Raw genomic sequence first — 14695 nt, forward strand, 5'->3', positions numbered from 1 at the left:
GTCCACACCGACGCGACCGTCACGGTCTACCCGGCCTACCCGCCGGACATCGGCCTTCCGGCAGCCCGTTCGTCCACCTCGCCGGCCCGCGCTCGGCATGGCGGCGACCGGCATCGACCCCTTCCCACCGGCCGCGCTCGGCAGCGCCGCCGCCGACGCGGCCCCGGGCTCCGGCGCCACCGCCGCCATCGCCCACAACGACCTGCTCGCCATCGGGATGCTCCGCCGCTTCGCCGAGCGGGATGTCCTGGTGCCCCGGGACATCAGCGTGGTGGGCTACGACGACATCTTCGGCGCGGACTTCTGCTCGTCCACGCTGACCACCCTCGGCGGGCCGTTCGGCGAGGCGGGAAGGCCGGCCGTCGATCTGCTCCCGGGGATGCGCGACCCCTCGTGGCGGCAGGGGACGGCGGACCGGGTGGTGCTGCCCTCGCACCTCGTCGTCCGGGAGTCCACCGGCCCCGCCCCACGCCGCTGACACCGGGCACGGCCCGGCGCGTCAGCGGGCACGAACCAGGGCCACCAGCCACAGCCGTCCGGCCCCCACCAGGTACAGCGCCAGGGCCCAGCCGGGGATGCCGGTTGGTCCCGCCCCGGTGGCGCCCGCCGTGGTGATGCCCAGCAGACCGGCGATCGCCGCGGCCAGGGCGAGGCAGGTGGCGACCGTCGCCACCGTCCCGCCGTCGGGCGCGCTTTTCCCGTCGTGGTCCCGCCCGCCGTCGTCGCCGCGCGACGGGGTGGCGCCCACCCGCCGGGCGTACCGCTCCACCCCGCCGAACACCGCGACCAGCGGCGCGAGCACCACCGCCAGGCACAGCAGCCACGGCACCCGCCACAGCAACCAGTCGACCGAGTCCACCGGCGGCTGTGGCAGCACCCCCGCGGGATACAGCACCACGGCGGCGATCACCACCGCGGCCATGTGCCACAGGAAGACCGTCAACACGACGCTGTTGACGGCCACCACCACCGTCCACGGTCGGAGCCCCGCCAGCCATCGGGCGGCCCGGTCCCGCAGCAGCAGCGCGCCACCGATCCAGCAGGCCGCGAGCGCGAGCAGGGCGAGCGTCGGCGGGGCGGTGTTCTGAGCCTCCTCGCCGGGGACGGTGACCATGCTGATCGGATAGGGGCCCGGCACGGTGAGCAGCACCAACGCCACCAGGCCGCCCCCGGCCGTGAACACCGCCACCCGACGGTCGTCGAGCATCCCGTCCCGCCAGGCGAAACCGACCTGATGGACCGCCAACCACGCCAGCAGATAGTTCACGAGGGTGACGTGGGGCACCCCGAGGAGCAGCTCGGCCGCGTCGGTCACCGCCACCGCCCCCACCAGCACGGCGATCACCGCCCACCCGGCGCGCCGGTGCAGCGGATGGAGGATCGGGGTGAGCACCACGACCGCGAGGTAGGCGGTGAGGAACCACAGCGGGATCGCCACCAGCCAGACGCCGGTCTCCGTCACGTCCTCGTCCGCGCCCGCCAGGCGGGCGACCGGGGCGGCCACCGCGGCGAGGACGATCAGCCCCGTCGTCGGGATCAGCAGCCGGTTGCCGCGGGTCAGCAGCCACCCGGCCGCGTCGATCCCGCGCCGCCGGTGCGAGTCCCACGAGGCGCCGTTGGCGTAGCCGCCGACCAGGAAGAACAGCGGCATGACCTGGAAGAGCCAGGTCAGCGGGTGGCTCCAGGTCAGCTCGCCCAGGGCGCTGTACCCGTCGAGGTCGCCGGCGCCGTCGTAGGTCACGTTCACGACCAGCCAATGGCCCAGCACCACCGCCGTGATCGCCACGGCCCGCAACAGGTCGACGTACCGCTCCCGTTGTGGCGGCGTGCGCTCGGCCGCCTCGCGGATACCCCGCAACACCCGATGCTCCCTCCGTCCTCATCCCACCGGGCGTGTCCCGGCAGTCCTCCGGCCCCGGCTCCGCCTTCGCCTCCGGCGCGGGGCGGCGTCCGACGGATCGGTCCGGTCGCCCCGCCCCGCCCCGCCCCGAGCCGAGCCGGGCCCTCGGCCCGGACACCGCGCCGGCGGGTCCCGCCCGCCATCCCGCCTCGACAGCCGAAATCCCCGTGAACATACCCGGATCAACGGGAGAAACCCCTCATCATCGTTCCCCCAGCCCCGCCGAACGCATCGCACTCGCCCCGGCCATCCCCACCGGCGTTCGGTGCTTCGTGCCCGGAACGGGAAACCTGCTCGTCGCCGCGATACCCGCGGTCCGAGCGGGTCCGGCTCGTGGCGGAAACCCCGCGCTCTCTTCCGTGCGACCGGCTCATCGACGGTGTGGACCCGGCCTTCCCGACCGCCGCCGGGGTGTATCCCCCGACACGGGACGAGCCCGGGGCGCCGGAGTGATCCGGTCACCCGGTACGGAACGCGACCCACCGCCCCGGACCCGAACCCACCGCCCGGATCCACCGTCGACCGATCGACGGGGTTTCGCGGGAGAGTGGGGCAGGGCGACGACGCGCCGGGGACCGGGCCGAAGAGCCGCATCCCCGCCGACCTCCTGCCCACGACGGACCGACCGGAAGGAAACACGATGGTCGACACACCCGATGTACGTCCGGTGGGGGACCTCCCGAACGAGATCGGCAGGACCGCCGCACGCGAACTCTCGCTCAACGGCATCACCAGCCTCGGGCGGGTGGCCGGGCATTCCCGGAAAGAGCTGCTCGCCATTCACGGTGTCGGCCCCAAGGCGGTGGCGATCCTCGGCGAGGCATTGGCCGCCCGGGGCCTCGCCTACAAGGATTCCTGAACACTCCCCGCACCCGACGATCGGGTTTCCCGGCCGGGCTCGGCGGCCCGGGCGGCTACGAACCCCACCCGTCCCGCACCGGTATCGCCACAGGGCCACAGGGCCACGGCGGTGAGCGCGGCGGCCAGGGCCGAGACTGCGAGGACGACGGCGGTGAGGGGAAGGCCGACGAGGACGGCGAGCCACCCGGCGAGGGGATAGGTGAGGAGCCAACAGGCGTGGGACAGGGAGAACTGCGCGGCGAAGACGGCGGGGAGGTGTTCCCCGGGGACGGAACCGCGGATGAGGCGACCGACCGGGGTGAGCACCGCGCAGCAGGCCGCGCCGGTCGCCGCCCAGACGAGGAGAAGGCCCCACCAGGTCCAGCCCCGGGGGGAGACGGCGGTGAGCACGGCGACCGCGGTCGCCAGGGGAGGGAGCCCGAGAGCGGCGGGAAGCATGACGGCGCGGTCGCCGCGGGCACGCAGGAGACGGGGCACCAGGGCGGCGGTGAGCAGGGAGCCGGCGCCGTAGGCGCCGAGGGCGAGGGAGACGGCCGTCTCGGGGCGGTCGTAGTGGTCGCGGACGATGACGACGGTGTTGACGAAGACCATGGCCCCGGACGCGGCGATGGCCAGGTTGAGGGCGGGCAGGGCGCGCAGACGGTCCGTGGTGAGCAGCAGTCGCGTGCCGAGCACCACCCGGGCGCGGAACCCGCCACGGGTCCGCGCCGGCCCGACGGCCGCCGCTCGTGGCAGGGCGACGGAGACGACGAGGGCGGCCGAGGCGAGGAATCCGAGCGTCGTTCCGGTGAAAAGCCGGTTGTAGGAGATGACGGTCAGCAGCGCGGCGGCGAGGGCGGGGGAGAAGAGGCTTTCCAGGTCGTAGGCGATCCGCGAGAGGGAGAGCGCCACCGTGTAGTCGCGCTCGTCGGGAAGGACATCGGGGAGGACGGCCTGGAAGGTGGGGGTGAAAACGGCCGAGGCGGCCTGGAGCAGCAGGATCAGGACGTAGATCTGCCAGATGTGGGTGACGAACGGCAGCGCGAGGGCGACGCCGCCGCGCAGCAGATCCGCGCCGACCAGCAGCGCCCGGCGGGGTACCCGGTCGGCGAGGGCGCCCGCGAGGGGGGCGAAGCAGACGTAGGCGGCCATCTTGATCGCGAGCGCGGTACCGAGCACGGCGCCGGCCTCGTTCCCGGCCAGGTCGTGGGCGAGCAGGGCGAGGGCGACGGTGGCCAGGCCGGTGCCGACGAGGGCGATGACCTGGGCGGCCAGCAGGTGGCGGTAGACACGGTTGCGCAGGGGCGAGAGCATCGGCGTCCCGTTCCGGTGGGCTCGACTGCGATGACCACCCCAGATTAATTCATGGGTGCGCACGTGCGCACCCATGTGTTCCGGGGGCCCGTGACATCCCGCCGCGATCTCCCCGCGCGGCCGTCAGTCGTGGGGCGGCAGGGATCGAACGTGGTGATCGGCGACATTCATCGCCTCGTCCACCAGCCGTCGCAGATGGCCGTGGCGCAGGGCGTAGACCACCCGTCGGCCCTCCTTGCGCGTGGTGACCAGGCCGGCCAGGCGAAGTTTGGCCAGGTGCTGGCTGACCGCCGGGCGGGCCGCGCCGGTCGCCCCGGTGAGGGTGGTCACATCCGCCTCACCACGGCTCAGGTGCCGCACGATGGCCAGGCGCGTGCGGTCCGCGAGCAGGCCCAGGACCGAGACGGCGACCTCCAGCCGGTCCTCGTCGTCCTGCGCATCATGCGCGGTTGCGGAATCCGGGCCCGTGGTCATACCGACATCGTAGAGCCGCCGGGCCCCGCCCTCCGGGCTCCGCCGACCCCTGTTCTTTCCCCGCCGCCCCGGTCACAGGGCGCGAACCACCAACGAGACGCCCAGCGCGAGCATGATCACGGCGACGAAGCCGTCCACCACCCGCCAGGCGCCGGGGCGGGACAGGACGCCGCCGAGCAGTCGGGCCCCGTAACCGAGGCCGACGAACCACACCAGGCTGGCCACCATCGCACCGACGCCGAAGACCCATCGCAGCGGGCCCCGGTCGGCGGCGACCGAACCGAGCAGCAGCACCGTGTCCAGGTAGACGTGCGGGTTGAACCAGGTCAGGGCCAGGCAGGTGAGCACCGCGGTGCGAACCGACCCGGTCGCGGCGCCGTCCGTCGTCAGCCCCTGCCCGGGGGTGGGCCGCAGTGCCCTGCGGGCGGCCAGGATGCCGTAGCCGAGCAGGAAGGTGCCACCGGCCAGACCGACGACGGTCATGGCGGCGGGCCACGCGGTGATCACCGCGCCGAGCCCGGCCACCCCGAGCGCGATGAGCAGCGCGTCGGACACGGCGCAGAGGGCGACCACGGGGAACACGGCCTGCCCCCGCGCCCCCTGGCGCAGCACGAACGCGTTCTGCGCGCCGATGGCGACGATGAGGGACAGCCCCGTACCGAATCCGGCGGCGGCCGCCGGGAGAAACCCACTGTTCACGGCTCCCGACGCTAGAGCCGAACACGCCATGAGTACAGCTGAACTTTTTTACGTAACATTAGCTTCCGTGATGGGCGAACTTCCCTATGACCAGGTGCGCACCCTGCTGGCCGTGGTCGACGAGGGCACCTTCGACGCGGCGGCGGCGGCCCTGCACGTCACCCCCTCCGCCGTCAGCCAGCGGGTGAAGGCACTGGAGCAGCGCACCGGACGGGTACTGCTCATGCGGACCAAACCGGTCCGGCCGACCGAGTCCGGGCACGTGGTCCTGCGTCTGGCGCGTCGGCTCGCCGCGCTGGAGGAGGAGGCCCGGCGGGAACTGGGCATCGCGGACGGCTCCGGCCCGGCCCGGCTGTCCATCGCGGTGAACGCGGACTCCCTGGCGACCTGGTTCCCGCCGGCTCTGACGCGCGTGGCGGGGGACGGACGGGTCTGCTTCGAACTGCACCGGGAGGACGAGGCGCACACCGCCGCGCTGCTGCGCGAGGGGCGGGTGATGGCCGCGGTGACCTCCCTGGCGGAGCCGGTGGCGGGATGCGCGGTCCGGCCGCTCGGATCGGCCCGCTACCTGGCGGTCGCCAGTCCCGCGTTCGTGGCCCGCCACCTCTCGGACGGTCCGCCGGAGAGCCTCCTCCCGGACGCGCCGGTGGTCGTCTTCGACCGCCGCGACGAGATGCAGGACCGGTTCGTCCGCGCCCTGGCGCCGGGGCGATCGGGGGCGAGCCGGCACCGCAATCACATCCCCGCCTCCGAGGGCTTCTGCGCGATGGTGGCCGCCGGCCTCGGCTGGGGCCTGGTGCCGGAGGTCCAGGCGGAACCCCTGCTGCGGTCCGGCGCGCTCACGCGACTCGTTCCGCGACGTCCCTGGGACGTGCCGCTGTACTGGCAGCAGTGGAAGCTCGAGGTCCCGGCCCTCGCCCTGGTGGCCGACGCGGTCGCCGACACCGCCGCCGAGTTCCTGACCCCCCCGACGCCACGGCACTCCCCGGGCCGATCATGAGCCCCGTCGGGCGTCGCTCGGGGGCGAACACGGTCCCCACCGATGCGGGCGTGGGGTGGGCCCCGCGCTCCCCCACCGGTGCCGTGTGCTCGCGCGCCGCGAGGCACGATCCCCGGAGGCGCGGTGGAAGTTTCCCGCCGCCGGTTCACCCCGCCGTTCCCCCCGCCGGACGGTCGTCGTGGCGGCCCCGGGGCCCTCGCTACACTCCGCCCATGAACAGCCCCTCGCGTCCTCCCTTCGGGAACTTCGACATCGTCCACGCCGCGTCGGGGGTCACCGACCTTCTCCCGGCGCCGGTGGCCGACGCCCTGAGGAACTGGGACGCCCGGGAAGCCGCCGAATCCGTGCTGTACGTGGACACCGACCCGGACAAGGCCGACACGGCGGTGTTCTGCGAGACCTACGACGCGCCCCCGGAGGCGTCCGCGAACTGCGTGGTGGTGGCCGCCAAACGCGGCGGGGAGACCACCCTCGCCGCGTGTCTGGGCCTCGCGCACACGCGCATCGACGTCAACAGAGCCGTCCGCAAGCACCTCGGCGCCCGCAAGGCGTCGTTCGCCCCGATGGACACGGCCGTGGCGGAGACCGGCATGGAGTACGGCGGCATCACCCCGATCGGACTTCCCACCGGATGGCCCCTCCTGATCGACGAGTCGGTCGTCGCGACCCCCTACGTCCTGATCGGGAGCGGGCGGCGCCGGGGCAAACTGATCCTGCCCGGCAGTGCCCTGTCCCTGCTCCCCGGCGCCGAGGTGCTCCCGGACCTCTGCACCCCCGCGGGCTGACGGCCCCGGCCCGCCGCCCGGCCGGACCCCACCGGCGTACCGACCGGGGGAGTGCCGGAATCCCGGCCCATGCAGTCATCCCCGGGAGAGGAGCGTGTCGTCGCCTTCGGGCGCGCGCTCGTCGAGACGGTGGCCCCGAAGCGGTGGCCCCGAGCCGGGTCACGGACGCGCCGGTGGGGCCGAACCCGCCGGGGGACCCCGGTGGTACGCCCGCCCGGCGGCTTTCGACGTCGATCCCGGCGGACGCACCCCGGTGCGCGAACCCTCCGGGCCCACCTCGGCCACCTCGGTCACGTGCCTGCCGCGCCCGACCTCGCCGGCACCCGGCCTCCTCGGTGCCCTGCGGCTTCGCCCCGGGGCCCCTTCCCGGAGCGGGCGACGGGGATCGAACTCGCGCCCCTTGCTGGGGAATCACCGACGCTTCCGCGCGGAAACCTGCGCTGAACCGAGGGAACGTCCTCCTCGCGGCCCGGCATGGTGGGTTCGTGAGCACCGCTGTTGACAGGCGTTGCCCGCTCCGAAGGGCACGGACGGGACACGCAGGCTCATCGGCTCAGTGGCCGGACGGGCACACGAAGCCGGCGACGACGTTGCATGACTGTCTGAAATCACCTCCGCAGGCGCAGGGGGCACGGCGCTCGCCCCGAGGGAGGCGGGGAACTCCCGGGACCACCCTGTTCCGCCGCATCCGAGAAGTCGGCCGTAAGGAACACCCCCGCAGGCGCGGGGAGCACCCGTTCTCCTTCGCATGGGTCTTCTTCCTGTTGGGGACCACCCCCGCAGGCGCGGGGAGCACAGGAGCCGACCAGCGTCTTTATCTCGCGGGGAGCCGGTTTTTACTCACTAGCAGAGGTTCCGACATAAGGCGTGATCCTGGCATTCCATCTGAAAGGTTGAGTGGGTTCTTCGACTCTACCGGTTTCCGAAGCGCCGCTGTTGAGTCGCCTTGCTCCGGCCTTGGCGCGGGGCGTTCGGGTCGTGTGTCTTCCGGCGCCTGGGCGATGGGGCGCCAGGGGTGGTCGTGGCTCTCGAAGATGAAGCCCTGTTCGGGCCATGTAGCGCTCGTCGAGGGCGGCGCCACGGGCTCAATGGGCGCGTTGTCGGGGGTGCGCCGGCCGGCGGTGACCCGACTGGTTGGTGAGCTGATGGAACTGGCCTCTTCGCCGGGTGTGGACTTGACCGTTGTGGCGGGGCGTTGTGGGCTGCGGTCGTGACCCGGGTGCTCTATCTCATCGCCACCGCTGCCGGTCCGGCGGAGTATGTGGATCGTGGTGTGCGGGCGGCGCGGGAGGCGGGGTGGGATGTGTGTCTGGTCCTGTCTCCCACGGTGGCGGGGTGGTGGGAGGGTCGGTTGGGGGAGTTGGAGGAGTTGACGGGGCATCCGGTGCGGTGGCGTTACACCCGGCCGGGGGAGTCCGGTGGTCTTCCTCCGGCGGACGCGATGCTCGTCGCGCCGTTGACCACGACCAGTGCGTGTCGTTGGGCGGCGGGTATCACCGACACTCTTTCTCTCGGTCTGCCGGCGGAGGGTGTCCACCCGGGTGTGCCGGTGGTCGCGATGCCGTTTTGGAGCACCGCTCCGGGTGCCCAACCGGCCGTGTCCCGTGCGGTGGCCTGCTTGCGCGAACAGGGCGTCCGTGTCCTTCTCGGCGGCCCGGACGGCTACGAGCCGCACCCACCGCGCACCGGCGATGCGGCGGCCTTCCCCCGGGGTCGGGCTCTGGCGGCCTTGCCCTGACCCCATGTCCCGACGCCCCGACGGTAGAGGTGCCACGGCTGGGGGCGTTTCCGCTGCCGGTCGTTGCCCGTGGTCCCGGGCCATGCGGGAGCGCTCCACGGGGAGCCTGGTCGGGGGCCACGGAACCCCGGAGGGCGGGGCCGTACAGGGCCTCGGTGGAGCGGACAACGCCGAAGGCCCGGGTTTGTGACCCGGGCCTTCGGGCTGGAGCGGGCGACGGGGATCGAACTCGCCCCCCTCGCTTGGGAATCACTGAGCTTCTGGCGGGCCTGTGGTCGCCGACCTGCTGAAACGTCGCCGTCGGTGACAGTTCGGCCTGCTGTTGAGAACCGCTGTTGGCCCTGAATGACCGCCCTGACGGGCACGCATCGGGCACGGCTCACCGAGTCGCAAGGGCCCCGCAGCCGGCCGGACCTTGCCCGGGCGTGTTACCGGAACTGTGCGAAGAACCTCCAGATCTCCGCCTTGGTCCAGGTGGCGACGCCGCTTTCGTTGGGGGAGCCGTCGACCGGAGCGGGTATGTGGCCTCCGTCGAACGCGGCCCACTGGACCGGGTACCCGGCACGGCAGCCCGAGTAGGTGGTGGTGATGTGCGTTCGGCTGCCCCGCGCGGGCTCGCGCGGGCTCTGGGGAGTGCAGCCGTTGTTGCCGACGAATCTGTCGCGCAGGGACCGTCCCTGCGCGATGGTGAGGACGGAGTCGTCGATGCCGTGGATTCCGAAGTAGGCGATGGGTTGGGTGCCGCCGCTGCACCCGCTGATCTGGCCTCCGGCGATGACCGCGACGGCCCTGAAGTCGTTCGCCCGGGAGCATGCGAGTGCGTAGCTCATGCCGCCGCCCCAGCTGAATCCCGTGGCGAAACGCTGTGCCGGGTCGACGCAGAGCCGGGCCTCGATGTGCCGGATCATGTCGTCGACGAAGGTGATGTCCTCACCGCCGGCGTTGGCCCAGCCGTTGTCGAGGCCCTGGGGGGCGACGAGGATCGCGGTGTTGTTCGACTGTTCCTGTTGGCCGTAGTAGGACCAGGCGTTCCCGCTCGTTCCGCCCGAGGCGACGTCGCCGGCGGTTCCGCCTCGCCAGTGGAACGCGAAGATCAGTCGGTAGGGGCGGCTGCTGTCGTAGTTGTCGGGGACCCTGAGGATGAAGCTGCGGCTCTTGCCGCCGCTCTGGATCGTGTGCGTACCGCTCCTCAGACCCGGGGCGTTGCCGCATCCGCCCTCGCCACCGGATGACAGCCTGATCATCTGCCATTGCTGGTTGGCGCCGCCCCAGTCGGCGTACTGGACGACGCCGCCGCCGTCGGCGGTGGAGGCACCCTGCACCTCCACCGCCTTGCCGCTGTTGCGGTTGATCAGCCGAACGTGGCCCGCGTCGGAGTCGACCAGGCGGAACTGCTGGTTGGCCCCGTTGTGGTCGGCCCACTGCTGGAGCGCGGCGCCGTCGGCGGTCGAGGCGTTGGCGACATCGAGAACCTTGTCCGAATGCCGGGCCTTGAGCCGGTAGAAGCCGTTGCCGGAGTCCACGAACCGCCACTGCTGGTTGGTTCCGTCGTGGCGCGTCCACTGCTGGAGCGCGGCGCCGTCGGCGGCCGAGACGCCGGCGACGTCCAGCGCCTTGCCGCTGTTGCGATTGACCAGGACGTACCAGGCGCCCGTGTCCACCGCCGCGGCCTCGGCGGACACCGGCAGAGCCTGAGCGGGCGCGGTCATCACCGAGGTGAGCAGGCCGGTCGTGAGGACCGCCGCCAGCACGGCGGTGAACCGGGACCACCATCGAGGTCCGCCCGGGTGGGCGGGGAGAGCCCTGCCGTGGGTCTTCATCGGGTCACTCCTTTGTCGGCGACGGGCCCCATCAGGTCACGCTCCAGCGCTGGTTGTCGCCGTTCCAGCAGGAGTAGAGCTGGAGCTGGGCGCCGTTGCCGGAGCCCGCGGCGTCGAGGCATAGGCCGGACTGGACGCCGACGATGGAGCCGTTGGAGTTCACGCGCCACTTCTGGTTGTCGCCGCCCCAGCAGCTGTAGATCTGGACTATGGCGCCGTTGCCGGTGCCACCGGCGTCCAGGCACTTGTTGCCGTAGACCCTGAGCTCACCGGCGGCGGTGTGCGTCCACCGCTGGTTGGTGCCGTTGTGGCAGTCCCACAGGTGGACCCGGGTGCCGTCGGCGGTGGCGGCGTTGGGCACGTCCAGGCAGCGACCCGAACCGACGCCCCTGATCTGCCCCTGGTCGCCCGGAGGGGGCGTGGTCGAGCCGCCGTTGAGCGCGTTGAGGACCGCGTCGTAGGCCGGCTTCTTGCTGCCGTTGTTGTTGAACAGCAGCGGCGTGTGGTGCGATCGCCAGGAGTCGGAGTCGCGCACGCCCCAGACGGTGATGCCGAGGCAGCGCGCGACGGCCAGGCAGTCGTTGATCACGTTGGCGTAGGTCGTGGGCGAGGCGCCCTGGATGTCGAGTTCGGTGACGGACACGTCGACGCCGAGGGCGGCGAAACTCTGCAGGGTGGTGCGGAAGTTGCTGTTGTAGGGGTTGCCCTCGTTGAAGTGCGCCTGGAAGCCGACGCAGTCGATCGGCACGCCGCGCTGCTTGAAGTCCCGGACCATGGCGTACATGGCCTGGGTTTTGGCCGCGTTCCAGTTCTCGACGTTGTAGTCGTTGTAGCAGAGCTTGGCGTTCGGGTCGGCGGCGCGCGCGGTGCGGAAGGCGACCTCGATCCAGTCGTTACCGGTGCGCTGCAGGTTGGAGTCGCGCCGGGCTCCCGAACCGCCGTCGACGAAGGCCTCGTTCACGACGTCCCACTCGACGATCTTGCCCCTGTAGTGCCTCATCACGCCGTTGATGTGGTCGATCATCGCCTGGCGCAGCGCGCCGCCGCTGAGGTTCTGCATCCAGCCGGGCTGCTGGGAGTGCCAGGCCAGGGTGTGGCCGCGCACCTGCTTGCCGTTCTGCACCGCCCAGTTGTAGACGCGGTCGGCGGCGGTGAAGTTGAACTGGCCCCGCTGGGGTTGGGTGGCGTCGATCTTCATCTCGTTCTCGGCCGTGACCGAGTTGAACTCGCGGTTCGCGATCGACGTGTACGTCGAGTCGTTCATCCTGTTCGCGGCGATGGCGACGCCGAAGTAACGACCGCTCTGCGCCGCCGCGGCGCCGAGCGTGCTCTCGGCGGCGTGTGCGCTCGGCGGCACGACCAGTGCGCCGACCACTCCGAGGACGCCGACGACCAGGGCTGTCAGCAGGCCGCGGAACTTCCGGCGGACGGCTGGTGGGGATATGGCATACGAGCCCATGACTGTGCCTCCAGGGTGGACATCACGGAAGGACTGAAGTGCGGCGGAAGGCGTCGTCCGCTCCCACGCGGCAGGCGGACGAGGCGGGCCGGAATCCGGGCATGACGGGATCACCGGACACCATGGGCGCGCGAAGGGCAGAGGATTCGGCGGGGACGGTGAATGACACCGGCGCCGGGTCGTAGCGGACAACCACGGCCGCGCGTACCGGACGCGGGGCCGTGGCGGGGTTTCGACAGAGGCATGGGGGTACTCCATCGCGGCTCGGCCGGGGGGACCGCCCCGCGGCGTCGCGTACCTCTCCACCTGTGCGGAGAGCCGGGACGCGCTGGTGCGAACCTCGCCGGATCGGAAACGGGGTGGTGCGGGTGCTGTGGTGCGCGGTTCTGCCGTGCGGTACAGATCGTTCGGGGCACACGGTTCGAAATTTCGAACCGTGATCGCCTCCTCAGACGAGGAGACTGAGGGATTGACGGTGGATCGTCAACCCCCTCGCCAAGGAGGTTTCCGTTTCCTGCCCGAAACTTTCCGGAATCATCACGAGTCGGACGGGCAACCGCCGGGCCCACGGCGCCGTCGGCGGACGCCGTGGGGTCGGGCCTCGACGAAAGGCTCGAACCAGCACGTCGGCGAGCTCGCGCGACTCCGAGACGACAGGCTCCATGGTCCGGCCGACCGCGCGAGATCGAGTACCGGCCGGGGTCGGACGTGCTCGCTCGAGCCCGAAGGAGAGGCGCTGTTTATGGACAGATCGGCGACAGGCCTTGACCGGGAGGCCCCACGTTCCTAGCTTGTGGCGTCAAGGAATCCGTGAAGTTTCGTAAGAATTACGGTAACTGACAGCCCCCACCCCGGAGGTCTCCATGGCCGGCACCCCCGGACACCCGGTGGATCCGCCGGCGTGACGGCCCGCTGGCGGTAGCCGTCACCACCGGTCGTCAGCCGGGGCGCTTGAAGGCCGGAGACCTCTCTCGCCCCGGTCCACGGCGAAGTGCTCCGGCCTGAGCGTCCAGCGCACCAACTCTTCGGCATACGCGGCCGCCTTCGCATCTCTCCCGTCCCCGATCCCCGGGCGGTCGTTCCGCGGTTCATCGGGGTCACCTCACCCCCGACCCCAGAAAGGGAGGCCTCTGATGTGGTTTCACCGTCCGTCCCCACTACGCCCGAAACGCCTGCTCGCCATCCTTGCGCCCTTGCTGCTCGTGACCACCTTCCTCGGTGCCCAGCCCGCCGCCGCGGCGACCGTCGACACCAACGCCTCGTATGTGCTGGTCAACCGCGGCAGCGGCAAGGCCCTGGACGTCCACAACCGGGCGACCAACGACGGCGCCCGCATCACCCAGTGGACCAGGAACGATCAGGCCCAGCAGCAATGGCACTTCGTCGACTCCGGTAACGGCTACTACCGCATCAAGTCCCGCCACTCCGGCAAGGTCCTGGACATCCACAACTGGTCCACCGCGAACGGCGGTTCGATCGTCCAGTGGGCCGACCTGAACGGCACCAACCAGCAGTGGCGGCTGGTCGACAGCCCGGACGGCCACGTGAGGTTCATTTCGCGCCACAGCAACAAGGCCCTCGAAGTACAAGGCGGATCCACCGCCGACAACGCGAACATCGTCCAGTACGACGACTGGGGCGGCGCCAACCAGCAGTGGCGGCTCGTCCGGGTCGGCGGCGGCGACCCCGGCGGCCCGTGTGCTCTTCCCTCGACATACCGCTGGACATCAACGGGCGCGCTGGCGCAGCCCAGGCAGGGGTGGGTCTCGCTCAAGGACTTCACCGTCGTCCCCTACAACGGCCGGCACCTCGTCTACGCGACGACGCACGACACGGGGACGCGCTGGGGTTCGATGAACTTCAGCCTGTTCGGCAACTGGTCGGAGATGGCCTCGGCCAACCAGAACGCGATGTCCGCTTCCACCGTCGCGCCCACGCTCTTCTACTTCGCACCGAAGAACATCTGGGTGCTCGCCTACCAGTGGGGCAGGACCTCCTTCTCCTACCGGACCTCGAGCGACCCCACCAACCCGAACGGCTGGTCGGCCGAGCAGGAGCTCTTCTCCGGAAGCATCTCCAACTCCTCGACCGGCCCCATCGACCAGGCGCTCATCGCCGACGACACGCACATGTACCTGTTCTTCGCCGGTGACAACGGCAGGATCTACCGGGCCAGTATGCCGATCGGGAACTTCCCGAGCAGCTTCGGCGCGAACTCGACAGTGATCATGAGCGATAGCACGAACAACCTGTTCGAAGCCCCGCAGGTCTACAAGGTGCAGGGCGAGAACCGCTACCTCATGATCGTCGAGGCGATCGGCTCGCAGGGCCGCTACTTCCGCTCGTTCACCGCCACCAGTCTGAACGGCTCATGGACACCCCAGGCCGCGACCGAGAGCAATCCCTTCGCCGGCAAGGCCAACAGCGGCGCCACCTGGACCAACGACATCAGCCACGGTGAACTGCTCCGCACCAACCCCGATCAGACCATGACCATCGACCCCTGCAATCTGCAGTTCCTCTACCAGGGGCGCAGTCCCAACTCCGGCGGCGACTACGGCCTCCTCCCCTACCGTCCGGGCCTGCTGACACTGCAGCGCTGACGGCGTGACACGGGTCCGGCTCCGACATGGAGCCGGCGCGGCGGGCTCGGCCGGAAGGCCGAG

Annotated in this window: 12 protein-coding genes; 6 read left to right on the plus strand and 6 right to left on the minus strand. The window is 71.4% G+C overall.

Features of this window, described 5'->3' with window-relative positions:
- A partial coding sequence (locus LZF96_RS25790; RefSeq protein WP_233877198.1) for a substrate-binding domain-containing protein occupies window positions 1-478 on the plus strand: 478 nt, incomplete at its 5' end.
- Window positions 479-499: 21 nt separating this feature from the next.
- Here the strand turns inward: LZF96_RS25790 and LZF96_RS25795 are convergent.
- The gene (locus tag LZF96_RS25795) at window positions 500-1861 is read right to left on the minus strand and encodes an acyltransferase (RefSeq protein WP_233877200.1); all 1362 of its coding nucleotides are present in this window, start codon (window positions 1859-1861) and stop codon (window positions 500-502) included.
- A 679-nt stretch (window positions 1862-2540) separates the two neighbouring features.
- On the opposite strand from LZF96_RS25795, the gene LZF96_RS25800 reads away from it, so the two are divergent.
- Entirely contained in the window at window positions 2541-2759 is a 219-nt protein-coding gene (locus LZF96_RS25800) for a DNA-binding protein (RefSeq protein WP_233877202.1), read from the plus strand.
- Here the strand turns inward: LZF96_RS25800 and LZF96_RS25805 are convergent.
- From LZF96_RS25805 to LZF96_RS25815, 3 genes are all read right to left on the minus strand, one after another.
- On the minus strand, window positions 2744-4054 hold the full coding sequence (locus tag LZF96_RS25805) for an MFS transporter (RefSeq protein ID WP_233877204.1): 1311 nt from the start codon (window positions 4052-4054) through the stop codon (window positions 2744-2746). The genes LZF96_RS25800 and LZF96_RS25805 overlap by 16 nt on opposite strands.
- A 123-nt stretch (window positions 4055-4177) precedes the next feature.
- Complete coding sequence (locus LZF96_RS25810) at window positions 4178-4528, minus strand: helix-turn-helix transcriptional regulator (RefSeq protein WP_233877206.1); 351 nt, start codon at window positions 4526-4528, stop codon at window positions 4178-4180.
- 72 nt (window positions 4529-4600) lie between these two features.
- Window positions 4601-5227, minus strand: coding sequence for a LysE/ArgO family amino acid transporter (locus LZF96_RS25815; RefSeq protein WP_233877208.1), 627 nt, complete (start codon window positions 5225-5227; stop codon window positions 4601-4603).
- Between the two features lie 70 nt (window positions 5228-5297).
- On the opposite strand from LZF96_RS25815, the gene LZF96_RS25820 reads away from it, so the two are divergent.
- The 3 genes from LZF96_RS25820 (at window position 5298) to LZF96_RS25830 (ending at window position 8750) form a co-directional block, all read left to right on the plus strand.
- Window positions 5298-6227: a LysR family transcriptional regulator ArgP gene (locus LZF96_RS25820; protein WP_233877210.1), complete on the plus strand. Its 930-nt coding sequence runs from the start codon at window positions 5298-5300 to the stop codon at window positions 6225-6227.
- Window positions 6228-6439: 212 nt separating this feature from the next.
- Window positions 6440-7012, plus strand: a complete 573-nt coding sequence (locus tag LZF96_RS25825; RefSeq protein WP_233877213.1) for a YbaK/EbsC family protein — start codon at window positions 6440-6442, stop codon at window positions 7010-7012.
- A 1210-nt stretch (window positions 7013-8222) separates the two neighbouring features.
- A complete protein-coding gene (locus tag LZF96_RS25830) occupies window positions 8223-8750 on the plus strand; it encodes a flavoprotein (RefSeq protein WP_233877215.1) in 528 nt (175 codons plus the stop codon).
- Between the two features lie 428 nt (window positions 8751-9178).
- Here the strand turns inward: LZF96_RS25830 and LZF96_RS25835 are convergent, their stop codons facing one another.
- On the minus strand, window positions 9179-10501 hold the full coding sequence (locus LZF96_RS25835; protein ID WP_233877221.1) for an RICIN domain-containing protein: 1323 nt from the start codon (window positions 10499-10501) through the stop codon (window positions 9179-9181).
- 100 nt (window positions 10502-10601) lie between these two features.
- Window positions 10602-12029: an endo-1,4-beta-xylanase gene (locus tag LZF96_RS25840; protein ID WP_233877217.1), complete on the minus strand. Its 1428-nt coding sequence runs from the start codon at window positions 12027-12029 to the stop codon at window positions 10602-10604.
- Window positions 12030-13162: 1133 nt separating this feature from the next.
- On the opposite strand from LZF96_RS25840, the gene LZF96_RS25845 reads away from it, so the two are divergent.
- Window positions 13163-14632, plus strand: coding sequence for a non-reducing end alpha-L-arabinofuranosidase family hydrolase (locus tag LZF96_RS25845; protein WP_233877219.1), 1470 nt, complete (start codon window positions 13163-13165; stop codon window positions 14630-14632).
- Window positions 14633-14695: the final 63 nt, after the last annotated feature.

Source organism: Streptomyces sp. ST2-7A (assembly GCF_021390475.1).
In the GTDB taxonomy this organism is placed as follows: domain Bacteria; phylum Actinomycetota; class Actinomycetes; order Streptomycetales; family Streptomycetaceae; genus Streptomyces.

Coding starts and splice junctions, on each gene's coding strand:
- LZF96_RS25800 (WP_233877202.1), top strand. CDS start 2,541: ATGGTCGACACACCCGATGTACGTCCGGTGGGGGACCTCCCGAACGAG.
- LZF96_RS25805 (WP_233877204.1), bottom strand. CDS start 4,054: ATGCTCTCGCCCCTGCGCAACCGTGTCTACCGCCACCTGCTGGCCGCC.
- LZF96_RS25810 (WP_233877206.1), bottom strand. CDS start 4,528: ATGACCACGGGCCCGGATTCCGCAACCGCGCATGATGCGCAGGACGAC.
- LZF96_RS25820 (WP_233877210.1), top strand. CDS start 5,298: ATGGGCGAACTTCCCTATGACCAGGTGCGCACCCTGCTGGCCGTGGTC.
- LZF96_RS25825 (WP_233877213.1), top strand. CDS start 6,440: ATGAACAGCCCCTCGCGTCCTCCCTTCGGGAACTTCGACATCGTCCAC.
- LZF96_RS25840 (WP_233877217.1), bottom strand. CDS start 12,029: ATGGGCTCGTATGCCATATCCCCACCAGCCGTCCGCCGGAAGTTCCGC.
- LZF96_RS25845 (WP_233877219.1), top strand. CDS start 13,163: ATGTGGTTTCACCGTCCGTCCCCACTACGCCCGAAACGCCTGCTCGCC.